This window comes from Dictyobacter vulcani (assembly GCF_008974265.1).
Lineage (GTDB): Bacteria > Chloroflexota > Ktedonobacteria > Ktedonobacterales > Ktedonobacteraceae > Dictyobacter > Dictyobacter vulcani.
Window position 1 is genome coordinate 4,088,220 of record NZ_BKZW01000001.1, and the last position, 24,803, is coordinate 4,113,022.

Here is a 24,803-nt window from a genome sequence, read left to right on the forward strand (position 1 = left end):
AGCAAATAAGCGTCTGCGTAAAGAAAAACCACTCTTGCTATTATTACCCTGGCACCACATCCCTTTAAATTAGCAACTGGCCTCTTTCGCTTCCTTCATCTGTTGTCATATTGTAGCATGCCTGATGTAAAGATAAACTAGTGCACTGTCCAAGTTGATAAGAAAGGCAGGGGATGCAATTCCCTGACTGGGTTCCAGGGCTGTGCCCTGGCCTCCCTTTCCCATGGAGCCTGACAGAATACTAGTAGACTGTCAGACATCATGGGAAAGGAAAGCGGGGATGCAAGGGGCGGCGAGCCCCTTGACTGGGGGATCGGGGGCTGTGCCCCCGGCATTTCCCCCCCCCATCCCGCCCGCGTAGCGGGCAAACAACCTATCACACGAAGTTTGACAAAGTACTAGAGGCGATAAAAATCACCTTTGTAGTTACAGAAAAGTACCCACTTTCTGGTACTTTTCTCCTCTTGAATTTCAGGTACTAAAGTAGCTAATTCATAGATTTAGTTGTTAAACACATAGGCTTTCAACTTTAATACGTAGTATCCAACTACCATCGCTACATATCCTTCTGTAGCGGGCGAGAACGTGAACAAGACGTAGTACTAAGCAAGCTGTATGCGAGATAAAGTAATTTACCATACTATGTACGTTAGTACTAATTCTAAGTTTTCTCAGGCTTCTAAGCTTATACTTATCTTGCTAAACATTTTCTTATAAGCTATACTAGCCTCAAGTGTCACCATGAGTAGCAAAAATGCGCTGCGATACAAGCTGATACAGGCGTGGTAGTCAGTACATTAGAAGAATTAGAAAATATATAGAAGGGTCTAATGTAATCGCATGGAAATGCCTCCAAAAGAAAATCAAAAAACAACTAAATCAGATTCTCATAACTCTACTCCCAAAACAACGCGGAAGCGTAGCTTTGCAGCCCGTTATGGCCTGCCTATTGCATTGATTATTATGGGCTTACTCCTTCTGGGAATCGTAGGAGCAAGATTTGCCGCTGTCTCATTGAGTGGACCTGCTGTACAAGAACGATCGATTGGTACTGTATTAGATATGGCTGATCAGCATCAGCTGAAATCGGTTGTTCTGGCTGGTAATGATGTTACTGCGACTGGTGTCACAGGTCAGCAGTACCATGCAGTCAAAGAAGAAGGTCAGTCTGTTACTGAGTTATTTAGACGTGACAAAGTCAATGTGAGTATTGATACTAATCAACAGGGGCAGTGGTTGCAGGGTGTGATGGGATTATTACTCGTGTTGCTCGTGGTTGGTCTGACATTTATGTTTATGCGCCGCAGTGGTCAGTCAATGCCATTTGCGCGTTCTAAGGCCAAGCGTTTTTCTGAGTCTCGTCCGTCAGTCTTATTTAAAGATGTGGCTGGCGTTGAAGAAGCCAAGCTTGAGTTACAAGAGATTGTTGAATTTCTGAAGCAACCTGAGCGCTTTACTGCGATGGGTGCTCGTACCCCTAAAGGGGTGCTGCTGGTTGGCGCACCAGGTACTGGTAAAAACCCTTATTTCTCGCGCTGTTGCTGGTGAGGCAGGTGTGTCTTTCTACAGTGTCAGTGGTTCTGAGTTTGTCGAGATGTTTGTTGGTGTCGGTGCAGCCCGTGTCCGCGACCTGTTTAAAGAGGCCAAGGATCATTCGCCATGCATCATCTTTATCGATGAGATTGATGCTGTTGGTCGTCAGCGTACCAATTCTGGTACCGGTGGTAACGATGAGCGTGAGCAGACTTTGAACCAGTTACTGGTTGAGATGGATGGCTTTGATAAGCACGCCAATGTGGTTGTGATTGCCGCCACCAATCGACCAGATGTCCTGGATCAAGCGCTCCTGCGTCCTGGCCGTTTTGATCGCCGCGTGATGTTGGACAATCCTGATATTCGTGGTCGCCAGGCTATTCTGGAAGTACACGCTGCTGGCAAGCCACTTGCCGAGGCGTCACCCTGACCGAACTGGCTCGCCAGACCGCAGGCTTCTCCGGAGCCGATCTGGCTAATCTGCTGAATGAAGCCGCGTTATTAGCTGCCCGTAAGGGACAGAGTACTGTAAGTAAACTAGACCTGGAAGAAGCCATTCTGCGTGTTATGGCTGGACCTGAGCGTAAGAGCCGTATGATCACCGAGGCTGAGAAGGCGATTATCGCGTACCACGAAGTTGGACACGCTATCGTGATGCGTTCAATGCCTAATGCTGATCCGGTGCAAAAAGTTTCTGCCATTGCTCGTGGTATGGCGCTGGGCATTACCGTTCAATCACCTTCAGAAGATCGCTATTTGATGCGCCGTTCCGAACTGCTCTCCAAAATGGCCGGTGCCATGGGTGGACGTGCGGCTGAAGAGATTATCTTTGGTGATATCACGACCGGTGCCAGCCAGGACATTGAATATGTCTCCAGTATTGCTCGCCGGATGGTTTGTGAGTTTGGTATGTCGCCACTGGGTAATGTCTTGTTGAAGGGTGACGCAGAAGGTAACGTCACCATGAGTTCAGAGATGGCGTCTCGTATCGATAGAGAAGTATCGGTTCTGATCGATCAGGCCTACGAGACAGCCTTACGGATTTTGCGTGAGAAACAAGAGAAACTGATGTTGATCTCAGAGCACCTGATTCAGGTCGAGACTATCGACGGGGAAGAGTTGGATCGGATGTTGTTTGCTGCATGACCAGGACTTTTATTGCCCTTGAAATGAATAAAGCATTACAGCGCCACCTGAGTGGATTTATCCATCAGGTGGCACCTGTACTTCCAGGCATGAAATGGGTGAATCCGCAGGGAATTCATCTGACGCTGGCTTTTCTTGGGGAGCTTGATGATGACCAGTTGCAACTTCTATCTGCTGCTACCCGGCAGGCTGCCAGCCAGGTTGCTCCTTTTACCTATCGTCTTACCAGACCTGGCATCTTTGGCTCGCCACGTCAGCCGCGTGTCTTGTGGATGGGTATCGAAGAGCGTACTGGTTCTCTGACACAGTTGCATCGACTCCTGCAGCAGCAGTTAAAGCAACGCGATTTTCCCGTCGAGACGCGTCCCTTCTCTCCTCATCTGACCCTCGCCCGTGGCAAAGCCCCCTTAGTCCCAGGAATATACTGAGCTTCAAACTCTCCTTAACCATCCTCCACGTCCTTCTCAACCCTATCCAGTCGCTCATCTTCATATCATGAAAAGCGAATTAACCCAGGATGGAGCTATCTATAGTCGTCTGCAAGAATATCCTTTACAGCAGTAATAGTGGAAGATGAATTTGTTATTCCTATTTGGATATATATCCTTATAGTGTAACATAGGAATATTCTTGAATTCAAGTTTTAACACCAAAATTATATGTAATAAACATACATAGCTTGCCGGGTTGACGTGTATGCTTTCTCCAAACCTATCCCCAGGAGTGATAATTAGGGTTGACAACTATTCGCACGGTGGTGTATTCTCGAAAACAACAACAACATATTACGAAATGGCCTGGCAAAGTTGCTTATGGTGTATCCGTAAATGTATCAAACTACACAAAAAATGTTTTGCTATGTGGACACACATGTATACTATGCGTGAATGGAGCAAGAAATGATGGCGATGTCACACGGAAAGAAGATGGCAATGAATGCCTATCAACATCCGTCTGGACGTATGCCCTTTTCGATGCCCGCACAAAGTATGTGCGCTTGTGACGCAACAGCAGCAAGCGCAATAGCTCTGATAAATAAAACCGACGTGATTACGTCGGTTTCTTTGTTTGTGCTTGTTCACATATTGATTCCGGGTTCCCTCCTCTTAGAGCTTGTGGTCACTATTATTCTTAGCCTCCTTATTATCGGCCTTATCGGACTCGCAAGGCATGAGAGTCTGGTAGGGCAAAACAGTAAGGTAGCCACAAGAAACACATGGGGAGATTAAACGGGAGCAAAGAAGCCACCCAATCCAAAGAAGGTATCCTGACGAGGACCTCCCACCATGGGAGGTCTTCTTTTTTTTATAGTCGATTTTTTTCAGGAGGAATTATGGTAATCGCTACAAAGGATATTCAGCAGACGGGCATGGCTTATCAGACTGGTCAACATGGGGATGAGGTTCGCGAGTTAACTGGTAGTGAGATCATTTGTGAAGTGTTACAACATGAAGGTGTCGATTTGATGTATGGGTATCCCGGCGGGGCTATTATGCCGTTCTATGATGCGATTACATCTTATCCAGCATTGCATCATGTGCTTGTGCGCCATGAGCAGGCTGCGGCGCATGCGGCCGATGGCTATGCCCGCGCTACAGGGAAGGTTGGTGTGTGTGTGGCGACCAGTGGTCCAGGTGCCACTAATCTGGTCACAGGGCTGGCTACAGCATTTATGGATTCTATTCCCCTCCTGGCGATTACGGGTCAGGTAGCTCGTAATTTTATCGGGCGCGATGCTTTTCAGGAGACTGACATACTGGGCGTGACACAACCCATTACCAAGCATAATTTTCTGGTCCGCAATGTCGAAGAACTGGCTGCTACTTGCATGAGGCTTTCCGTGTCGCGCGCAGTGGCCGCCCCGGTCCTGTCCTGGTTGATGTGCCAAAGGATGTGCAGTTCGCCAGGACCACTTATCGTGCGGCTGACCATCAGACCTCCTCTGAATATCTGGATGCGCTCGTAGCCCAGACAGAGGCTCCCTCGGAATATCTTCTTGGTCAGGCGGCTGCCTTGATTGCTCAGGCAAAACGCCCTGTAATTATGGCGGGACATGGAGTCATCCTATCAAATGCCTACGCTGAGCTGAAGGCGTTCGCGGAGAAGGCATCAGTACCGGTGATTACGACCTTGCTGGGCCTGAGTGCTCTCTCTGATACGCATCCACTCCATATTGGTATGCCTGGTATGCATGGACCAGTGCACACGAATCATGCTATTGGTGCAGCAGACCTGATCATTGGTGTGGGAATGCGCTTTGATGATCGCGTTACTGGTGATGTTTCCAAGTTTGCGCCATATGCAAAGTTGATCCACATTGATATCGATGCTGCGGAGATGCACAAAGTCAAGGTTGCCACGGTACCTATTGTGGCTGATGCTCGTGTCGCGTTGGCCGCCCTGACCGCGACGCTTGAGGCTGGTGATCACCGGGATTGGCTGGGAGAGATCCGTTCCTGGGAGCAGGCCAGTGATGAGCGTGGTAAGCAGCTACAGCGCAGCGATGAATTGCCAGATCCTATCAGTATTCTGGGAACGATCCATAAGGTGACAGACGGCGAGGCAATTGTGGTTTCGGATGTTGGTCAGCACCAGATGTGGACCGCACGCTTCTATCAATGGACGCGGGAGAATAGTCATATCACTTCGGGTGGCCTGGGAACCATGGGCTTTGCCTTGCCGGCCGCGATGGGTGTGAAAATGGGCGTGCCTGACGCTCCTGTTTGGGCCGTGGCTGGTGATGGAGGTATCCAGATGAATATTCAGGAACTGGCGACTCTACGGCAGGAAGGGATCGCGGTCAAGGTTGCGATTATGAATAATGGCTATCTGGGCATGGTGCGGCAGTGGCAGCAGTTCTTCCATTCGCGCAACTATTCCGAGACACCAATGACGGGACCCGATCATGTGAAGCTGGCGGATGCTTATGGCTTAAAAGGTATTCGGGTGAAGAGGCGCGAGGAGGTTGAGCCGGCGATTCGTGAAGCCATGGCGACCGAGGGGAGCGTGATTGTCGAATTTATTATCGAGCCCGAAGCCAATGTGTATCCCATGGTTGCTCCTGGTAAGGCAATCACCGAAATGATTGAGGAAACGGCGCAGGAGAAAGCAAACGATGACAAATAATGCTGTGACATCTGTCCGCGCACATCATACCAATGCACCACAAGGTACCGCGAAAACACATACACTGATCATTTCGGTGGTGGATCGGCCAGGGGCCGTTGATCGTGTGGTTGGTGTCTTGCGGCGGCGGCGCTCGATGCTGAAATCCTTTGCCCTGGCACCCGATACGCAGCCGGAGGTCTTCCGCGTGACGGTCCAGGTACAGGATGCCGAGGTTGTAATTGATCATCTGGTCGCCCAGATCCGCAAAATTATTGATGTGCAGGAGGTCATTAATGTGACGGCCGCACAGGCCGTCCAACTTGAAATAGTCCTGATCCAGATTGCCACGTCTACTGTACAGTCCGCTGACCTGATTGCCGCTGGCCAACAGGCGGGCGCAACCGTGGTAGATACCACACCTGTGGCCATGACCTTCGAAGCTACAGGAAGTCCCGAAGAAATTGATCAGGTCGTGGCAGCCTTTCAATCCTATCCAATTCATGACATTGTTCGTTCGGGTTGCGTGGCGATGGCACGCCTTTCAAGTGTGTAAGTAGCGTTCTCGAGTACTGCTTTAATCAGCCGGATGGAGTGCTGAAAAAGCGAGGTAGCCAGGTCTTTTCTTTACACGTACGTTTTGGGGTCTTTTATTTGAGACCACATAGAAATGTTTAAGGAGTGAAACACTGATGGCAAATATTTATTACGATGCCGATGCAAACTTAGAACTTATCCAGAGCAAGCGGATTGCGATCATTGGTTATGGAAGCCAGGGCCATGCCCATGCCTTGAACTTGAAAGATAACGGTTGTGATGTTGTGGTCGGTCTACCCGCAGGCAGTAAGAGCCGTGCCAGAGCAGAGGCCAATGGTCTGAGGGTTCTTACTCCTGCTGATGCCGCCCAGCAGGCTGATGTAATCATGATCTTGATTCCTGATGAGTTGCACCGTGAAGTGTTTGAGCGCGATATTCGCCCGGGCCTGGCCGCAGGAAAACTTTTGCTGGTCGCGCACGGATTTAGCGTCCATTTCTCACAGATTGTGCCTCCAGCCGATATCGATGTCGCCATGGTGGCTCCTAAGAGTCCGGGCCATATGGTGCGCCGAGTGTTTGAAGAGGGCGCCGGTGTTCCTGCGCTGTGGGCTGTTTTCCAGGATGCCACCGGTCAGGCTGAAGCCCTGACCCTTTCCTATGCTCGCGGTATTGGCTCAACTCGTGCTGGTGTGCTGCGCACCACCTTTGCTGAAGAGACCGAGACGGATCTGTTTGGTGAGCAGGCTGTCCTCTGCGGTGGCGTCTCTGCATTAATCCAGGCTGGCTTTGAGACCCTTGTGAACGCTGGATACCAGCCGGAGGTTGCCTACTTTGAGTGTCTGCATGAGATGAAGTTGATTGTCGACCTGATGTACCAGGGTGGTATCAGCTATATGCGCTACTCCATCAGCAATACCGCCGAGTATGGGGATTATGTGACCGGCCCGCGTATTGTGACGGATGAGACTCGTGCTGAGATGCAGCAGGTCCTCAAAGAGATCCAGAATGGTACCTTTGCGAAGAACTTTATTCTGGAAAATCAAGCTGGCCGTCCAGGCTTCCAGGCGATGCGCCGCGCTCATGCTGCCCACCAGATCGAAAAAGTCGGGAGTGATTTGCGCGCTATGATGCCCTGGCTGAATACAAAACAGGCTGAGAAAGCCGAATCCACGAAATAACGCTTGAGGCGATTGAGCCTCATAGCAGAACTGATCACAGGGAGGAAACAGAACATGGGAAATCCAGCAGCCGTAAAAATTTTTGATACCACTCTACGTGATGGTGAGCAGTCTCCCGGCGCAACTTTGACCAATGCTGAAAAGCTTCAAGTTGCTGAACAACTTGGTCGTTTGAATGTCGATATTATTGAGGCTGGCTTTCCCGCTGCCTCGCCTGGAGATCTGCTGGCGGTCAAAGATATTGCGTCTCTGGTACGCAATGTTGCTGTGGCCGCTCTGGCCCGCGCCAATAAAGATGATATTGATGCGGCCTGGGAAGCTGTTCGTGGGGCTGAACAACCGATTATCCACGTGTTTCTGGCTACCTCCGACATCCATCTGGAGCATACCCTTTCTTTGAGCCGCGAGGAGGCCCTGGCGTCTGTTCGTGCCATGGTAACGTATGCCCGGCGTCTCTGTCCACACGTGGAGTTTTCTGCAGAGGATGCCACGCGTAGCGATCGTGACTACCTCTGTCGGATTTTCGAGACGGCGATCCAGGCCGGTGCCAGCACGGTTAATGTGCCGGATACCGTTGGGTATACCTTGCCGCACGAGTATGAAGCGCTTTTCCGGATGTTGCGCGAACGTGTTCCGGGTATAGACACGGTTACCATGAGCGCTCATTGCCATGACGATCTGGGGATGGCTACGGCTAATACCCTGGCGGCCATCAAAGGTGGCGCACGGCAGGTGGAAGTTACCGTCAACGGCCTGGGTGAACGCGCTGGTAATACACCCCTGGAAGAGGTGGTGATGGCCTTGCGGACGCGACCAGAGCTCTTTGGAGGGGCTGCGACACGGATTGATACGCAGCAGTTGCTGGCTACCAGTCAGCTTGTCAGCCAGTTGACGAGTGTGCCCGTCCAGCCCAATAAAGCTATTGTTGGAAGCAATGCCTTTGCCCATGAAGCGGATCTGCACCAGAATGGCATGCTCAAGAATCGGATGACCTATGAAATCATGACCCCACAATCTGTTGGCTGGGAAGACATGAATATTGTCCTGGGCAAACATTCAGGCCGGCATGGACTCGATGCGCGCTTGCGGAAACTCGGCTATAAACTCGACTCCGAACAATTGCAGGCCGCCTATGGACGTTTTGTGGCTCTTGCCGACCAGAAAAAGCTCATCACGGAGAATGACCTGCTCTACATTATTGAAAGCGGCAAAGAAACACCCGCTGCCGTATAATGTTTTGAGGACAATCAGCCGGGGACATTATTGTCCCCCTTATTTTCTCACTCCCGTCTCTATAGATGAGAAAACAGGTTTTATCTCTCAGGAAGTTATTTTAGTGTGAGAAAACTCCATTCTATCCACAAAATCTGTGCATACATGTTCAGGATGACTTTAGTCCTCGCAATGGCCTGAGCATAACAGAACATGATAGAATAGGTAGATTGAAGAAAGGATGAATTATGCATTCATCGTCAGAAAGGCAGGTAGCCGGCGATGGCACTGGTATTACCTGTTGCTGTTACAGTCTTAACCCCAGCAACATCAGCTAATCTGGGTCCTGGTTTTGATAGTCTAGGCTTAGCACTACAGCTGTATAATCGTTTTGAGGTTGAAGAGTGGGGAGATGATTCAGAGCATCCGAATATCGAGATCATCGGTGCGCTTGGAGCAGGCCTATCAACTGGACCTGACAATATGTTCTTCCAGACCTTTGTGATGCTTTTACAACGCTTACAGGTACCCGTTCCATCGCTTCGCATTCGTATGACCATCAATATTCCTCATGGTTGCGGACTTGGCAGTAGTGCGACCGCGGTTGTGGGTGGTTTGATGGCGGCCAATGCCTGGGTTCGTCCACTGGGCCTTGATGTGCCCCGGGAAGAATTATTGGAATTGGCAGTTGAGGCGGAAGCTGGCAACCATCCAGATAATGTTGCTCCGGCTTTGCTGGGTGGATTAGTTGCCACCACGCATATGGATGGCAAAATTCATGCAATCAAGACGAAATTCCCCAATGCGCTGAAGGCGGTCATTTTTACTCCTGCTTTTCCCATGGATACCGTTGCGGGCCGTAAACTTTTACCGGCAAACTATTCTAAGGCGGATGTGACGTTTAATACTGGACGCGTCGCACTGCTTTTGACCGCATTACAAACCGGGCGTTATGAGTTGATTGGCGAGGCCATGCAAGATCGGCTTCATCAACCTTATCGCCAGGTGCTCTTTCCTGCTATGACTGAAATTATCAACGCTGCCGTTGCTGCGGGCGCTCATGGCGCTTGCCTTTCTGGAGGTGGTTCATCCCTTATCGCCCTTGCCAGTTCACATTTCCATGATATCTTAAGTGCGATGCAACAGACTGCTCACGCGGCTGGTGTAGAGGGAACTGGCATGATTTTACAGGCGAATCAGAGTGGGGCACGAGTCCTTAATACATCTCGTAGTCGCATACGAAAGGAAGTCAGTGCGCGTTATGGCGATCAATTCTACTGGTCTCCAGCCAGACCGGGAAGCGGACGATAATTCTCATTCAACGCTTCCTACTCTTGCTTCCGATGTGATTGAGGCTTTGTCCTCAATCACATTGCGGTGCCTGGAGTGTTCTACTGTTTATCCTGCTGTTGAGTCTGGTTTACCGCCTCGCTATCGTTGTGATTGTGGTGGGGTGCTTGATGTGGAAACCGAGTTTAAGCTACCGCAACAGGTAACTCTGGCCACGCCGGAAGTAGACACCATGCTCTATGGCTTTGATTCAGAGCCCGATGGTGGCACGCCTACGGCCGGTTCTCCCTGGCGCCAGGTTTTTGATGAGCGGGCTGCGAATCCACCGATCTGGTCGATTAGCTCGGACAAAATGTTGTTGGATGGCAGTGGGGTCTGGCGCTATCGCGAACTCATTTTGCCGGCTCCAGAGCGTTTTGTGGTCACGCGGCCAGAAGGCAATACAAACCTTTATCCTGTCGGCATTGAGAATTGTGGCGCCGGCCGTGTGGGCCATCGCCAGATTGGTAGCTATGCGGGCCTGGAACGCTTCTTCTTGAAGCACGAGGGTGAAAATCCTACCGGTAGCTTTAAGGACCGTGGTATGACGGTCGGTGTGACCATGGCGAATATGCTGGGGGCAAAAGCTGTTGCCTGTGCTTCAACCGGAAATACCTCGGCCTCGCTGGCCTCCTATGCGGCCCAGGCTGGCTTGCCGGGTATTGTCTTTCTGCCCGCTACTAACGTGGCCGCAGGCAAACTGGCACAGTCACTGGCCTATGGGGCCAGAACCATCCAGATTGAGGGTGACTTTGATGATGCTATGCGTCTGGTTGAGCAGGTGTGTAATGAACTTGGGATCTATCTGCTGAATTCATTAAATCCTTTCCGCGTTGAAGGCCAGAAAGCCATTGGCTTTGAGTTGCTCCAGCAGTTGGATTGGCAGGCACCAGATTGGTTGGTGTTGCCTGCTGGTAATCTGGGTAATACGTCCGCGATTGGCAAAGCTTTCCGGCAGGCGTATAATCTTTCCTTGATCAGTCATATGCCGCGCATCGCCTCGATTCAGGCTGCCGGGGCCAATCCGTTCTATAAAAGCTTTACGCAGGGTTTTGCCCAACGCGAAAAAGTGCAGGCCGATACACTGGCCACCGCTATTCGCATTGGAAATCCTGTGAGCTATACACGGGCCCGGCGGGTGATTGAGGAGTCTGATGGAATTGTGGAGCAGGTGACTGACGAGGAAATTCTGGCCGCCAAGGCGGTGATCGATCGTGCAGGTATTGGATGTGAGCCAGCTTCTGCTGCTACGCTGGCCGGCGTACGTAAATTGGTGGCGGCAGGTATTATAAAGAGAGATGAGCAAGTTGTCGGTATCCTGACGGGTAATCTTTTGAAAGATAGCAAGACAGGTATCCCTCAAACCATTGGTGGCGGCTCAGTAAAGGCAACTATTGAAGCCGTGAGGAGTGTATTGGCACAATGAGTCTGGACATGCAGAAAAAAACCTTCGTGGCTGGCAAGGATGAACAGGTTGTTCCTACACAGCGCCCTTTCCGGGCGCTGCTCAAATCCTGGGAACTGTATCTTATCCTGCTGGTTGCGGCATTTTTACGTTTATATGGCATCAACACGACTGAGTTCGATGGAGATCAAGCGGATATCTTTTATATGGCTCACAATGCTGTGAGTCATGGCCATCTGGTCGCAACCAGTAATGTGGCTTCTATTAAAATTTTTAATCCTCCAGCTATTATTTATGCTTTGATGGTGCCGGCGGCGTGAGCGCTAATCCATTGTGGGGAGCGGTTTTGACGGCTGTCCTGGCTATCGCTGCAGTGGTACTCACCTATATTTTTACACGCCGCTATTATGGTCGCCTGGCTGGTACGTTAACCGCTTTGCTGTATGCGGTGGCTGCCGTGCCCATCTTCTATTCCCGTTTTATGTGGAATCAGAATCTGTTATTGTTTTTTGTGCCGCTTTTAATCTGGTGTTTATTTCGTGGAGCGGTGGCGCGGCGACCAAACTGGCTTTTTCCTGCGGTGATTCTGGTTGGCCTGTTAGTGCAGTTTCATGCTTCGAGTATTGTGCTGGCGGCTCCGCTACTGGTGACGCTGGTACTGGCTCCTCGTAAAACCCTGCGCTGGTATGACTTGCTTTTGAGTGCTGCCGGCGTGTTGTTTCTCTACTCTACCTATATCATCTGGCTTTTTCAAACACACTTTCAGGATATATATACGCTTCTGCATACATCCAAAGGTCAAAGCTTAATTGATGCACAGGCGCTCATCTTCTATCTCCAATTTCTCGGACCATTGCAGTATCCTATGACCAATAGCAAGTCTGTTTTGTTTCCTTATTTGAATGCCTTTGTCTGGCTTTTGCCGCTCATGGTCTTACTGCTGGTCGCTGGAACTGTGTTGGCTGTGGTCAAGGTTGTCTCCGCGCGTGGGAATGAAGCCAGTGCCGCTACTCAGTCTACTTCATTCTTTGGTCGCCTGTGGGGATGGTGGAAACAACTGCGGCAGTCACCGCTGCGTTGTGGACTGTTGATCTTGCTGACTTGGCAGATTGTGCCATTGATCTATTTGACGCGTCATGATATTGTGCTGCATTTACATTACTTTATTATGTTTATGCCCGGACCCTTTATCTTGATTGGCTTCTTTCTGGCAACGCTGTGGCACTGGTTGCGTACCCGTGCTATTAGCAGGCAGCAGGGATTGCGCATTGCACTTGATCTTGTGTGCGCCCTCTTAGTCGGGGCTTCAGGCTTGTCTGCTCTCGGATATGTGTATGATGCTTCGCATGGCCGCTATAATGATGTCACGTGGGCGGGCCAGTATTATAATGATCTGGCATCCTTACAAAAAGCGTTGCAAACGGCTGATCAGATGGCGCAGCAGCGGCACCTTAATCATATCTATATAAGTGCTGATCCGGCGACGCAGGTGGCCTTTACGTATCTGGCGGGCCAGACCAGAACGCCTACGACTGTGGTAAATGATAGCTGCCTGGTTCTGCCGGGCGCTCAGTCTGGCGCGGCTATGTTGTTGACTGCTCCACGTTCCCATCGCTTAGATCTGGTGAGCAGTTATGTGCATGCCACCCCTGCTGGTAGCTTGCCGCATCCTGGTGGACCCGCCTTTAATCTGTATGTGTTACAACCTGGAAAAACCGTGGCGGCCGGTCAAGACAATTTTACCCATGGACTCAGTTTTGTCGATGCACGTTCATTTAATAATGGACAGCAGGATGTACTGGCCACGCGCTGGCGTGTGCCGCAGTCGATGCCAGCAGGATATCGAACCAGTTATAACTATAGCTTTACTGCCGATGCGCAGGGGGGCCAGGAAACGCCTGCGACGCGCACCTGCTCCTTTGATTCGTTGCGTGCTGGTGATGAGCTTGTCGTACCCCTGGGTGATCCCGCTCAGACGCAGACCGCTATGCAGGTTTCCACCTTTACAACCCTGCCAACTACCCTCTCGTATACTTTTATGGGGTCTTTCCACTTCAGTTCGATACATTTAAACAATACGATACAGTCAGGGTAAAATTGCAGGCGAAAAGTGGCAAGGATTACCTTCCGATTTTGATCTCCAAAAAATAATAATTTTGGCGAGAAGAGCTAACCAGAAAGAGGAGGCAGACCGGAAGGATGCTTCCTCTTTCTATATATGATAAGCTTTAGCTAATGGATGTGTATTTACTCCCTGGCAGCAGAATTACTGCTTGCTATAATATGTGTATCTATCGGCGTAACGCATCACTCAATCATTTTTTAGAGCGTTGTCTTTGCAGCAGGAAGTGATCAACGAAACGTTGTTGGGTGAGTGCGTTTCTTTAGCTAATCGGTCAATCAAGCAAGCATTCATTACTGGTTAAAAGAAGGTCTATTGTCAAATACCCCGGCCTAGAGACACGGGGCTTGGATCTAAGCTCCACCGCAATTCAGCATACTTTTGCAAGCGTGCTGCTTTGACTTCATCGCTTGATCCATCAGGGGTTAATGACAACAACCCCGTACTCGTCCAGTCTTGCCGGGCGAGCAACGTTCGCATCGTTACATTTCTCGCTCCTACCAGATCGGCATGAAGAGTATACGTACAGTTCTGACAGACAAAGAGCAAGCCTTGCTTGGGACGATTATCAGGGGTGGTATGCCCACACATCGGACACGCTTGCGAGGTGTAATGGGCATCTACCTTGATGGCCATCGACCCATGCGAGAGCGCCTTATACGCAATCATGCTCTGCAATTCAGCAAAACTCCATTTGGAGTACGCATGATTTGCCTTGCGTTGCTTTTTTGACGCTTTCTTTCCCTTGCGACGGCGGGTTTGCTCTCTGATATCTGCCAGATTTTCTAAACCGATCAAGCTGTGAGGATGAGCTGTTACGATTCTTTTTGAGACTCGATGATTGGTGTCTAATTTCAACCGTCTCTCTCGTCCACTCATCGCCACCAAACGGCGGGTCGCAGAACGAGTGCCTTTTTTCTGAAGACGCTTTCTCAGTCTCGCGTAATGGTTCGCTTTCGGCACCATCTGTTTGCCTGAATAGAAGGTACATGCGCCCTTCATATCACTCGTGACAGCCAGATAGCGTACACCGACATCCACACCAGCAATACCAGTATGCGTGTCGGGTGTTGGATCTGCCGTCTTGATTTCCAAGGAGACTAATAAATAGAACGTTTTCTTTTGTTTATCATACCAGAGTTTTGCCGCGCCGATCTCTGCACCACGTTGGATGAAAGCCACATGCGTAGCATATCCGGTATATGCTACGATGACACGTCCCGCAAGTGTGAGGATGCTGACGTGTTGATCCTTCTTGAAGGTATAGTCTTTGCGGTTCTGATAGGTCAGGGTAGGAGAGACAAACTTGGGAGGTTGATCCAAACCCTTATACCGCTTCTTGGTATGCCCGGCCTTCCGTGCGGCAGCGTTTTGCTTCACTTTTGTCCATAAGGCTTTATACGTAGCTCCGACTTGGCGGGGAACGGAACAAGCCATTTGCGAAGGGAGATGAAAACGAGCGCGAATCTCATCATAGGTGCCATCTTGCAACCGCACAGCATTGCTCATCTTGCCGTGTGCAAAAGCGTACTGACTTACAGCGTTCAATGCATCCCGATATGCAAGTTGAGTAGCACGTAATGCGGCAAACTGTTCTGGTGTTGTATTCAGTTTTATCTTCGCGGTAAGCATCGTTTTCATAGAAAAAATCTATCATGTTTTCAACCACCTGTCAAGTAAAAAATAAAAAGTGAACGAACAAATGTTTTACCCTGATACCCGGCCCCAAATAAGGTAGGCCCATTCCTCCCCGGTCTAAAGACGCGGGGCTTTCAGAAAGGGACGATTTGTGAATAGAATCAAACGTTGGCGCGCATCAATTCCACCCTGGAATATGCCCTCAGATCCAGTACAGGCTATCTGGTGGTTCTTACGCTGGTTTTTGCAGGTCCTGGTCCATTTCTTCTGGCTACCCATTCTGATCATGGTCATCTATGAAGTGTATAGTAATGGTCTGGTTGGTGGGATTTTCAATGGATTGGTGAGTGGAATTGTGACGCTGTTGGTTGGTATGCTTGTCTGGGCAGCGTTATATGCTGTACTCTTTGTGGTGAATATCGGTACAGGCATCTCGCGTGCGGTCTCGGATGTGAAGCGTATGCAGCAACAAACTGAATTTCTTCGTCAGACGTATTCGTCGCCATTTATGGGTGGTGGTTCCAGTGTTCCCAAAGAGGATCGGGTGGTTGAAGGAACTATTACTGATCTGGATGAGGAGCGGCAGAAGCGTCGCCGCGAGTAAAAACGTGAGAGTGCTCTAAAGAGCACTCTCGGGATTGGCTGTTTTCCAGGCTTGCCAGGCGGAATCATCGGATGCTGGTACATAGGAAAAGAGCAGTGAGCCCTCGCCTTCAATACGGTAATCTCCTAATGTGGCCGGCAGTACGATGGTCTGACCACGGCTGAATGTTTCGTATCTGGCCATGTTCTCTCCATAGACCACCCTGGCTGTTGCACCCAGTGATGTCAGGATGATACAGCTACCCTCAGTCGTACCAGTACGCACCCCATCCTTGAGCTCTATTTCGCGGGTCACAAAATATTTACAGGCCACCAGGCAGCGTTCGCTGTATTCCGCTGTATTGCTGATCTCAACCGGACGCATCTTAATCTGTGGAGAGGCTGTATAGTGGGAAACATCCAGTGAGCGCTCAATATGCAATTCACGTGGTTTGCCATTAGCGCCTGGACGTCCATAATCGTACATGCGATAGGTAACGTCTGAATATTCCTGCAATTCGTATAGTAAGATACCACCGCCGATGGCATGCACGGTTCCGGCCGGTACAAAGACGATATCGCCAGCATGCACCGTCTCTTCGTGCATGAGATCTTCGAGTTTCACCTCTTCAATGGCCTGGCGCACCTCATCTGGATGAGTAGCGGCTTTAAAGCCATGAATGATGGTGGCACCCGGTTTGGCGCTGAGGATATACCAGAACTCGGTCTTCCCCAGTTTGCCGCCTTCAAATGTAGCGGCGTAATCATCCTTCGGATGTACCTGTACAGAGAGTTGGGCATTGGCGTCAATGAATTTCGCGAGGAGGGGGAAGCGTTTCCCAAAGATGGCGACGGCCTGGGGACCTAAAAATGCCTCACCGGCATCCTTCACCACTTCTGCCAGCGTTTTACTTTCATAGGGACCGTTTTGAACAATGGTGCTGACTTCAGTTTCCCAGGATTCTCCAATGAGGCTCGCGTTTTGTGGAGGGTTTTCCACTGATCTTGTTCTAATCTGCGACCTCCCCAGATTGTTTCGTGCAGTGATGCGTGTAAGCGAATGGGATAGATATGAGACAAAACACAACTCCTAATAGTAGCGGCAGAAAAATAGGGGTGTCTAATTTGCGAGTAAGACACCTTCGAGCTGACGACGTAACTTTTCGCGCATCACGATGCCCGTGATACGGTGGATCTCATTCCCGCCTTTAAAGAAGATCAGGGTTGGTATACCCTCGATATGCCATTTTTTTGTTAGCTCTTCTTGTCCGGTGACGTCCAGGCGGGTAAAAGTTGCACGTCCCTGATAATGTGTGCTGATTGCTTCGATTTCGGGGTCCTGTATTTTGCAGGCATTGCTTTGCTCAGCCGAAAAATTGACGACCACCAATTGGGAAGACTGGAGCACTTTCTCAGCAAAATTATCTGGTGTTACCTCTATATAATTATTTGCCATGCCATCCTCTTGTCGTCTATAAATAAATTATACTCTTGCCTACTCAAAGTATCACCCTGTACAGGTGCATGTCAAGCGGCTCAATCGTATGGATATAGCCTGCGGCATGTCAGTAGCAAGCACGATTGTTTATGCAGTACACATTTTGTGTGGTCAGCATCTTCACCGGAAAATGCTGACGTTGTTCTTATTATGGCTGTGCTGTCAAGAGTGCTTCCGCATCTTCAATCACGTAGCGATATCCCTGTTCTGTCAGGAACAATTGGCGATTAGCGGAGAACTCCTGGTCGCGGGTGTCGCGGGTGACCACTGAATAGAAGTAGGCATTGCCCCCATCTGACTTGGGACGCAGGATACGGCCCAGGCGTTGGGCTTCTTCCTGTCGTGAGCCAAAGGTGCCCGAGACCTGAATGGCGACGTTCGCATCGGGTAGATCGATGGCAAAATTCGCGACTTTGCTGACCACGAGGCGTTTGATCTCGCCTTTGCGAAATTGTTCATAGAGTTTTTCTCGTTGTGCCGTGGCGGTTCGACCGGTCAGGAGCGGGGCCTTGAGCTCTTCCGCCAGAAGCTTGAGCTGATCAATATATTGTCCAATGATCAAGATCTGAGCCTCTTTGTGTTTGTCGATCAGATGACGGACAACGTTGAGTTTGGCTGGATTTTCGGCGGCCAGGCGGTATTTTTCACGGGTTTCGCCCATGGCATAGTTTAACTGCTCGTCTTCGCCAGGAAAACTGACGCGGATCTCATGGCACTCGGCGGTGGCAATCCAGCCCTGATGTTCCAGTTCCCGCCAGGGGACATCGTATTTTTTAGGACCGATCAAGCTGAAGACATCGGCCTCACAACCATCCTCTCGCACCAATGTGGCGGTTAAGCCTAAGCGGCGGCGAGCTTGAATCTCGGCGGTAAAGCGGAAAACGGGCGCGGGTAGCAGGTGAACCTCATCGTAGATGATCAGTCCCCAATCGTAGTTGGTAAATAGCGAGAAATGTGGATAGGCCTCTGGTCCAGCGTTATTTTCTTTGTCCTCTTTGTTTTCTTCATGGCGGCGATAGGTTAAAATCTGATAGGTACTGACCGTGATCGGTGCGATCTCTTTGCGTTCACCGGTATATTCGCCAATCATTTCGGGGGGATATCTGTCTTGTCCAGGATTTCATGTATCCATTGACGGACCGCGACGGTGTTGGGGTAAGGATTAAGGTTGCGCGTTGCAGGGTGGCGATGGTGGCGATGCCGACAATGGTTTTTCCAGCTCCACAGGGCAGAACCACCACGCCGCTACCACCACTGGGTGCGCCGCCCGCATAGAACGTTGAGACGGCAGACTGCTGATACTGACGTGGCTCGAAGTCTTTGCCCTGGAGTGTAACGCTGCGCATCTGGAGCGGCAGGGGAGAGCCCTCAGTGTAGCCGGCCAGATCTTCGGCGGGAAAGCCAATGTGGATCAATGCTTGCTTGACATGCCCACGTCGGCTGGCATCAATTTTAATGGTATTGCGATTTATGTGCTGCTGAATATAGGGCTGCATCTTTTTATGATTGACAATCTCGGTCATTAAGGCATGATCATCCGAGTAGAGCAGTAGATCATCACCTTCACGAATCAGCTTGACGCGTCCATAGCGGTGCACATAGGTCTGGATCTCGGCCGTGATATTGGCTGGCAATGGATATTTACTATAGCTGGTCAATAATTCCAGGATCGCCGGTGCATCCATACCGCCAGCGGCCGCATTCCAGAGTGAGAGCGGCGTTAAGCGATAGGTGTGAATATGTTCTGGTGATTTTTCAAGCTCGGCAAATTGAGCCAGCGCGTCACGTGCCTCATCGTGTAATGGATGATCAACCTCTAATAAGATGCTGCGATCACTTTGTACAATCAGGGGATTTCCTGGATTCATAAGTATTCCTCTTCTTCCAACGTCTTCTTCCAGTGAGCTTTATACTCCTGGCATCTCGGCCCATGCCTTCACATATTTTAGAATCGCTTCCGCGGCTGGTTCTTCGTAGCCACGCATCAAATGTCGGGCTCCCACAATGACCTTGATGCCTTTAGGACCTGCCTGTTGTTCCACAAATGGCTCTAGTTTGAAAAGCGGACAGATTTCATCAAACTCGCCGGTCACAAATAATTTTGGTCGCTCAAACTGGCGTGGAAAACCGCTACTGGCCCGGAATAATGGCAAACTGATGGCAACCACTGTGCGAATACGCGTATCGAATGGTGCGTAGAGTAGCGTCGTATAAGCCCCAAAGCCATGACCGATCACACAGAGCTTGGCGGGATTAATGCCAGGAAACGTGAGCGCGGTATCGATGGCCCCTGCTAAATCCAGTGGTTCAAGCCGCCCTTCGCTCTGTTGACCCTGACTACGACCGACACCCCGGAAATTAAAGCGTAGCACCACCATTCCGGCTGCTGCCAGACTTTGTGCCAGCGCGACATTTAATGGATCATGCATATTACTGCTGGCAGGTTGGGGATGGCAGAGAATAATTATCGGTGCTTTCTCTGCCTTCGGGGCGTATGTACGACTCCTTCAAGAAGAAAGGCCGGCTGGCCTTTACTATGAAATGTTATTGGTCGTCCCGCCTGTTTTGATAAGGTCATCGCTGATCCTTTGCTTCCCTGATGTAATTCCTGGCAATCGTGTGAGCGAAGCTAGCCGCGAGTGAGAGGCGTGCACGATTGAATTTTAAAGCTTTCATGCCTCTATCTTTAAATACTATCTCAGTCAGGCTCATGCGTCAATATTCTTGTATTATTGTGTTTGAAAGTGCCTATTTTTCCCGTCACAAAATTCGCTGCGTTTTGCTAAAATTATACCTCATTTTTGCCACCAGCTAATCGTCTCTACTAGTATGTGAGGTTATTCTGCCTCCCTTTCAATACTAAAATGTTTAGCGTAAACGAAAGATAGCGGGAGAGACCCCTAAAAGTCATAGTTGTGTGAGATTTTCGCAATCCGTGACGAATTGGCGCGATTTGTTCAACAAAAGCTTTGCATGTGAGTCGAAGGATGTTATACTAACTATGACATATGCATACTTACTTTTATTCAGGTAGGTATGGTGTGTACATTGAAGTACAACCTGTTTCTCTCATTTTTTCTCACAGGTATTGTGCTACAGTGGCTTCTCGTCGGGCACAATGCCCCACTCTCCCATAAGATGGGCTCGCATCAGGAGGTGATTTTGTCCTTTTGATACGCATGCCGCGTATTTTGTGCTACTTATACACTGTTGGCTTCAGGACACATTATGTTTTATGCATGTTGTATCTTTGTTGGTACGCTGTGATTCATATGAAACGTTCAATGCTACGGTGGTGTACCTATAGCAAACGGCGGAACACTAGTATTTTGACTCATAAAAAATCGATATGCGCGCTGAATATTTCACCCGTATAAAGAAGCAGGTGGGTCTTCTAAAAGGTATACACGGTGTATATAGTGAAACGTAGAGGTAGGAGCATATATGTCCAGCATTCTAGTCGTCGAAGATGAAGGAGTTATCACTCAATTAGTCAGAGAACATTTTGGGGATGAGGGATATCAAACTGTGATGGCGGTGACTGGTGAAGATGCTGTACAGTTTGCCATGCGCGAGATGCCCAGTCTGGTTATTCTGGATGTTGAGCTTCCTGGTGTCGATGGCTATCAAGTCATCCAGCAATTACGCGACCACCCCAAATGTATGCACATTCCTATAATTATGATGAGTGCACATACTTCTCTGGTTGATAAGGTCCGTGCCTATGAGCTCGGAGTAGATAGTTATATCACAAAGCCGTGTTGCTCTGATGAACTCCTTGCGCATGTCCGTAGACAACTCCGTCGTATGCAGCAAAGTACGCTGTCTCCTCTAACACGTCTCCCGGGCGGTCTCCAGTTGGAACGCGCCATCGATTATAAGTTGCGTGGTTCAGATCCCTGGAGTATTCTCTATCTAGATTTAGATAATTTTAAAGCCTTTAATGATGCCTATGGTTTTGTGACTGGCAATGATATGATTCTGCTGGTTGGTCGCATCTGTCAACGCGTCGTGTATGAATATGGCAATGCCGATGATTTTGTGGGGCATATTGGTGGAGATGATTTTGTGATTGTGACGACGCCAGATCGTGAAAAGTTGCTCTGCCGGCATATCCTGGCTCGCTATAAAGAAGAGAGTCTGGCCTTTTATCGACCTGAGGATATTGCGCGTGGCTCGCTCAGTAGCGTGGATCGCAAGGGACGCCCGCATCAGTTCCCGCTGGTGTCGCTGTCCATTGGGGTTGTCAGTGATCAAATCAAATGCTCGCACTCGATGAATGAGGTTAGTTGCCTGACCGCAGAGGCCAAGCGCCTGGCAAAGCAATCCTCAAATAATGTCTCACGTGTTTCTCCTCAATGGGGCATTCCCTCACAGGTCTCACACACGCCAGCAACGTTTAATCTGGTGGGCAATATTGGTCGGAACCTTTTTCACTTCGCGGATGAGGATATCCTGGCCAAATTTAAATAACGGTTTGCACGTGTGTTGTGTCTGGTAGACTCTTGCTCTTTTGTGCTATGCTGGGGATATTAACTATCTATTGTTGCTGTTTTTTGGAAGGTTATTATGTCTACAAGCCAGGATTATCAGGAATCTGCATCCGAGTTGGATGAGTCACTCCATGAGCAGGAGCAGGAAGCGCGTCGGATTGCTACGCGCGAGAATGCCAAGCATGTATTGCGTGAAAGCGGATTGGCTGAGATGCTTCAGAGCATCAATAAAAATTTACTTAAGGGGCGCGGCCACTTTGAAGAGTATGATTCTCTGATCCTTTTTCGTTGGGGCACGCATTCTACGCGCCGCCACATGTGGATCGAAGTGCGCGGTAGTTCTCTTTTGTTCCGTTTACACCCTCATCGCACCTGTGCGAACAGTGCTCCCATCTGTGATGGCGAATACCATACTTTTACTGCCGCTATGTGGTCTGATAGAGAATTCCTCAAAGCCGAATTAAAAAAATACTATGATCGGCCTGTTGCTGAAACCTCCGCTGACTAAAGCCAGCAATTGGCTATGAACAAGTATCGCATCATGGCTACAGGGTCTCCAGGGGGAGGATGGTGATGGTTCCTTCTTGTTCAGCGCTTTTTTTGAGCTGCTGATAGGTTCCATGGGCGTAAAACTCTTCGCGTTCCATTTCGTTCGACCAGCTGAAGAATCCTAGCAGGAGTGAACTACGCTGAAAGAAGAGCTCACGGTAGCCAGCATGCTGAGATGTGGTGGCCATACGGGTGGCGGTAGGCGTATCATTGATGCCACGTGCGAAAAAGGCAAAGGTAAGCTGGGATTGTAGCTCTGGCTGTTGCAGGGCTGTCAACCAGCTTTTCTGCACCTGCTGTATACGTTGGGGGGTCATCCCATCAACTGTACCGCAGCATGCTGTGGTGGCTGTGTAGGCCGGCTATAGCCCCAGAGATAATACATTAACCACTGCTCGGGTGGTGCGACCAGGAGATCTTTAGCGTGTAAGGACAGTAGTTGACGGGGGGTGTGGCGTTCCTGCGCTTTTAGCCAGCTCTCCTCATCATCCCAGGTAGTGAAGAGCAGATAGAACATCCCATTATTGCGTCCGGCGTATATGCGCGTTGAAATCAGCCCTGGAGCGCTCCGTAATGTCTCAACAACCGAGCGTATACGTCCTCGCGCTTCAATATCTTTTTCCGGTAAGACCCGTGCGAGGGTAACTACCAATAACTCCGAACTTTGCTGCACGATGATTGCCTCAACTTTGTTTGCATATCCGTTAGAACGCAGATAGAATAGCATAGGGATGCTATCTGTGCAATAGGTTTATTGCCGTGGTACTAGAGAGGGATACGAATGAATATTGCTGAACTCGGGGAGTTCGAACTGATCGCGCGCCTGACCGCAGGTCTTCACACCCATTCAGAACATGAGATAGGCGTTGGGGATGATTGTGCTATTCTGGATCTGGGTAGCGAGGATCTATTGCTGGCAACCTGTGATAGTCAGGTAGAAGCTATTCACTTTATGCTCCAGACTTCAACTCCCGAAGCTATTGGTCAGAAGGCGCTGGCTATCAATCTAAGTGATATTGCTGCGATGGGTGGGACTCCGCGTGCGGCGCTGGTCTCGCTGCTTCTGCCCGCTACGCTGCCAGTGGCTGTGCTGGATGGTATTTATGCTGGCTTACGAGCAGAGGCACAGCGTTTTGAGACGGCGATCGTGGGTGGCAATATTTCTGGTGCTGGCCCGGCTGGAAAGCTGGTCATTGATATTACATTGCTGGGAACGGTGAGGCGTGGCCATGCCATCCTGCGCAGTGGGGCGCGTGTAGGTGATCTCCTCTGCGTTACGGGCTGGCTGGGAGATTCCGCTGCTGGACTGCAATCCTTTCTGCAGGCCTGTCCACATATAGAGCCACATGACCTCCATTGGGTACAGCGACGCCATACCACTCCTACTCCACGCGTGCAGGAAGGTCAGGTGCTGGGTGAGCTTGGTCCTGAACTGGTTACGGCGATGTTGGATATCAGTGATGGCTTGAGTGGAGATCTTCAGCACCTTTGTGAGCGAAGTGATTGTGGCGCACAGATCAACCTGGCCGCCTTACCGCTTTCTACCCCGCTGAAGGCTGTGGCCCATGACCTCCAGCAGGATCCAGTGCAATGGGCGTTGCACGGAGGAGAAGATTATGAGTTGCTCCTGACGCTACATCCCCAGGCCCTGGATACGGTAAGAACGGCCCTTGCAGCCAGGTCTAATACGCCACTGACCGTATTGGTTCCATCCAACCAGCCTCCAGTGGCATACAAGTAGTCCATCCTGATGGTCGCCTGGAAGAACTACAGGTAAAGAGCTGGGATCATTTAAAATCCAGCCCCTGAATAGTAGCGGTAGGTCTTGGGCCTGCGCCCAGTTCACGTCCGAGCAGGCAACCGGCTTAACGGGAGAAGGAGCGCAGGGCAAACGTAACCTGCTCTTCCAGCGTCATCGGCTTATCCTGAGGAATTTTGGCGAGAGCTGCCTGAGCTTCAGAGGTTGAGAAGCCCAGTCCCTGTAAGGCTTCCAGCGCCTCTGCCTGGATCCTGCCAGCGACTGGTGTCGTGCCAGTACTGCTCAGAGCCGCTAATGATGGTAGCTTGCCCTTTAACTCTAACACGAGATGCGCAGCCAGCTTTTTGCCCACCCCTTTTGCTAATCCCAGGCGTTGCTGATCTTCTTCTGCGATGGCTTGATAGAAAGCGCTGGCATCCATTACGGACAGGATCGCCAGTGCTACTTTGGGACCAACTCCACTGACCCCGATTAACTGTTCAAAGGCATCCCGATCAGCAGAATTGGTAAAGCCATAGAGAGAGATACCATCTTCACGCATATGAAAGTGTGTTGCCAGCGAGACCTCTATTCCCGGCTCGCTTAAACGATTCAGTGTTGAAGATGGCGCGAAAACGCGTATTCCGAAACCACCCACGCGTACAATTGCATAATCACTCCCGGTTACTTCCAGGGTTCCGTGAATACTTGTAATCATCGCCCGACATATCCCTTTTT

At 50.1% G+C, this 24,803-nt stretch carries 22 protein-coding genes and 2 pseudogenes; 16 read left to right on the forward strand and 8 right to left on the reverse strand.

Annotated elements, in window-relative coordinates; translation table 11 throughout:
• Window positions 1-840 precede the first annotated feature (840 nt).
• The 12 genes and pseudogenes from KDW_RS33955 to KDW_RS17480 all read left to right on the forward strand — a co-directional run bounded on the left by KDW_RS33955 (window position 841) and on the right by KDW_RS17480 (window position 13,540).
• Window positions 841-1,548, forward strand: a complete 708-nt coding sequence (locus tag KDW_RS33955) for an ATP-dependent metallopeptidase FtsH/Yme1/Tma family protein (RefSeq protein WP_233097733.1) — start codon at window positions 841-843, stop codon at window positions 1,546-1,548.
• A 7-nt stretch (window positions 1,549-1,555) separates the two neighbouring features.
• Window positions 1,556-1,963 (forward strand): AAA family ATPase, encoded by a 408-nt coding sequence (locus tag KDW_RS33960; RefSeq protein WP_233097734.1) that lies wholly within the window; start codon window positions 1,556-1,558, stop codon window positions 1,961-1,963.
• Between the two features lie 137 nt (window positions 1,964-2,100).
• Window positions 2,101-2,679, forward strand: a complete 579-nt coding sequence (locus tag KDW_RS33970; protein ID WP_233097735.1) for an ATP-dependent metallopeptidase FtsH/Yme1/Tma family protein — start codon at window positions 2,101-2,103, stop codon at window positions 2,677-2,679.
• Complete coding sequence (gene thpR, locus KDW_RS17440) at window positions 2,676-3,107, forward strand: RNA 2',3'-cyclic phosphodiesterase (protein ID WP_151757129.1); 432 nt, start codon at window positions 2,676-2,678, stop codon at window positions 3,105-3,107. The genes KDW_RS33970 and thpR overlap by 4 nt, the downstream gene beginning before the upstream one ends.
• A 941-nt stretch (window positions 3,108-4,048) precedes the next feature.
• Window positions 4,049-5,805 (forward strand): annotated as a pseudogene (ilvB, locus tag KDW_RS35980) (biosynthetic-type acetolactate synthase large subunit).
• Window positions 5,795-6,340 (forward strand): acetolactate synthase small subunit, encoded by a 546-nt coding sequence (gene ilvN / locus KDW_RS17450; protein WP_151757130.1) that lies wholly within the window; start codon window positions 5,795-5,797, stop codon window positions 6,338-6,340. Before ilvB ends, ilvN begins: the two are co-directional and overlap by 11 nt.
• 136 nt (window positions 6,341-6,476) lie before the next feature.
• The gene (gene ilvC, locus KDW_RS17455) at window positions 6,477-7,499 is read left to right on the forward strand and encodes a ketol-acid reductoisomerase (protein ID WP_151757131.1); all 1,023 of its coding nucleotides are present in this window, start codon (window positions 6,477-6,479) and stop codon (window positions 7,497-7,499) included.
• 54 nt (window positions 7,500-7,553) lie between these two features.
• Window positions 7,554-8,732 carry a 2-isopropylmalate synthase gene (locus KDW_RS17460; protein ID WP_151757132.1) on the forward strand — a complete coding sequence of 393 codons (1,179 nt, stop codon included), beginning with the start codon at window positions 7,554-7,556 and terminating at the stop codon, window positions 8,730-8,732.
• Window positions 8,733-8,993: 261 nt separating this feature from the next.
• The gene (thrB, locus tag KDW_RS17465) at window positions 8,994-10,022 is read left to right on the forward strand and encodes a homoserine kinase (RefSeq protein ID WP_151757133.1); all 1,029 of its coding nucleotides are present in this window, start codon (window positions 8,994-8,996) and stop codon (window positions 10,020-10,022) included.
• The gene (thrC, locus tag KDW_RS17470) at window positions 9,973-11,466 is read left to right on the forward strand and encodes a threonine synthase (RefSeq protein ID WP_198925309.1); all 1,494 of its coding nucleotides are present in this window, start codon (window positions 9,973-9,975) and stop codon (window positions 11,464-11,466) included. The genes thrB and thrC overlap by 50 nt, the downstream gene beginning before the upstream one ends.
• Window positions 11,463-11,765, forward strand: a complete 303-nt coding sequence (locus tag KDW_RS17475) for a hypothetical protein (RefSeq protein ID WP_151757134.1) — start codon at window positions 11,463-11,465, stop codon at window positions 11,763-11,765. Before thrC ends, KDW_RS17475 begins: the two co-directional genes overlap by 4 nt.
• Window positions 11,762-13,540 (forward strand): glycosyltransferase family 39 protein, encoded by a 1,779-nt coding sequence (locus KDW_RS17480; RefSeq protein ID WP_151757135.1) that lies wholly within the window; start codon window positions 11,762-11,764, stop codon window positions 13,538-13,540. Before KDW_RS17475 ends, KDW_RS17480 begins: the two co-directional genes overlap by 4 nt.
• A gap of 345 nt (window positions 13,541-13,885) precedes the next feature.
• Here the strand turns inward: KDW_RS17480 and KDW_RS17485 are convergent, their stop codons facing one another.
• Window positions 13,886-15,208 carry an RNA-guided endonuclease InsQ/TnpB family protein gene (locus KDW_RS17485; protein ID WP_151757136.1) on the reverse strand — a complete coding sequence of 441 codons (1,323 nt, stop codon included), beginning with the start codon at window positions 15,206-15,208 and terminating at the stop codon, window positions 13,886-13,888.
• Between the two features lie 148 nt (window positions 15,209-15,356).
• On the opposite strand from KDW_RS17485, the gene KDW_RS17490 reads away from it, so the two are divergent.
• Window positions 15,357-15,809, forward strand: coding sequence for a TMEM217-like (locus KDW_RS17490; RefSeq protein WP_151757137.1), 453 nt, complete (start codon window positions 15,357-15,359; stop codon window positions 15,807-15,809).
• A gap of 15 nt (window positions 15,810-15,824) precedes the next feature.
• On the opposite strand, the gene KDW_RS17495 is transcribed toward KDW_RS17490, so the two are convergent.
• The 4 genes and pseudogenes from KDW_RS17495 to KDW_RS17510 form a co-directional block, all read right to left on the reverse strand.
• Window positions 15,825-16,787 carry a type I phosphomannose isomerase catalytic subunit gene (locus KDW_RS17495; protein WP_162005324.1) on the reverse strand — a complete coding sequence of 321 codons (963 nt, stop codon included), beginning with the start codon at window positions 16,785-16,787 and terminating at the stop codon, window positions 15,825-15,827.
• 120 nt (window positions 16,788-16,907) lie between these two features.
• A complete protein-coding gene (locus KDW_RS17500) occupies window positions 16,908-17,243 on the reverse strand; it encodes a thioredoxin family protein (RefSeq protein WP_151757139.1) in 336 nt (111 codons plus the stop codon).
• A gap of 190 nt (window positions 17,244-17,433) precedes the next feature.
• Window positions 17,434-19,153 (reverse strand): annotated as a pseudogene (locus tag KDW_RS35985) (DNA repair helicase XPB).
• A 39-nt stretch (window positions 19,154-19,192) separates the two neighbouring features.
• Window positions 19,193-19,753 carry an alpha/beta hydrolase gene (locus KDW_RS17510; RefSeq protein ID WP_307767754.1) on the reverse strand — a complete coding sequence of 187 codons (561 nt, stop codon included), beginning with the start codon at window positions 19,751-19,753 and terminating at the stop codon, window positions 19,193-19,195.
• Window positions 19,754-20,729: 976 nt separating this feature from the next.
• Here KDW_RS17510 and KDW_RS17515 point away from each other — a divergent pair.
• Together KDW_RS17515 and KDW_RS17520 are read left to right on the forward strand one after the other, a co-directional pair.
• Window positions 20,730-21,758, forward strand: a complete 1,029-nt coding sequence (locus KDW_RS17515; protein WP_151757141.1) for a GGDEF domain-containing response regulator — start codon at window positions 20,730-20,732, stop codon at window positions 21,756-21,758.
• Window positions 21,759-21,854: 96 nt separating this feature from the next.
• Entirely contained in the window at window positions 21,855-22,286 is a 432-nt protein-coding gene (locus KDW_RS17520) for a hypothetical protein (RefSeq protein WP_151757142.1), read from the forward strand.
• Window positions 22,287-22,323: 37 nt separating this feature from the next.
• Here the strand turns inward: KDW_RS17520 and KDW_RS17525 are convergent, their stop codons facing one another.
• Both KDW_RS17525 and KDW_RS17530 read right to left on the reverse strand, forming a co-directional pair.
• Window positions 22,324-22,644, reverse strand: a complete 321-nt coding sequence (locus KDW_RS17525) for a hypothetical protein (protein WP_151757143.1) — start codon at window positions 22,642-22,644, stop codon at window positions 22,324-22,326.
• Window positions 22,641-23,000 (reverse strand): antibiotic biosynthesis monooxygenase family protein, encoded by a 360-nt coding sequence (locus KDW_RS17530; RefSeq protein WP_162005325.1) that lies wholly within the window; start codon window positions 22,998-23,000, stop codon window positions 22,641-22,643. Before KDW_RS17530 ends, KDW_RS17525 begins: the two co-directional genes overlap by 4 nt.
• Window positions 23,001-23,108: 108 nt before the next feature.
• On the opposite strand from KDW_RS17530, the gene thiL reads away from it, so the two are divergent.
• The gene (gene thiL / locus KDW_RS17535; protein WP_151757145.1) at window positions 23,109-24,068 is read left to right on the forward strand and encodes a thiamine-phosphate kinase; all 960 of its coding nucleotides are present in this window, start codon (window positions 23,109-23,111) and stop codon (window positions 24,066-24,068) included.
• A 124-nt stretch (window positions 24,069-24,192) separates the two neighbouring features.
• Here thiL and ruvA read toward each other — a convergent pair whose 3' ends face one another.
• Complete coding sequence (ruvA, locus tag KDW_RS17540; protein WP_151757146.1) at window positions 24,193-24,783, reverse strand: Holliday junction branch migration protein RuvA; 591 nt, start codon at window positions 24,781-24,783, stop codon at window positions 24,193-24,195.
• Between the last annotated feature and the right edge of the window lie 20 nt (window positions 24,784-24,803).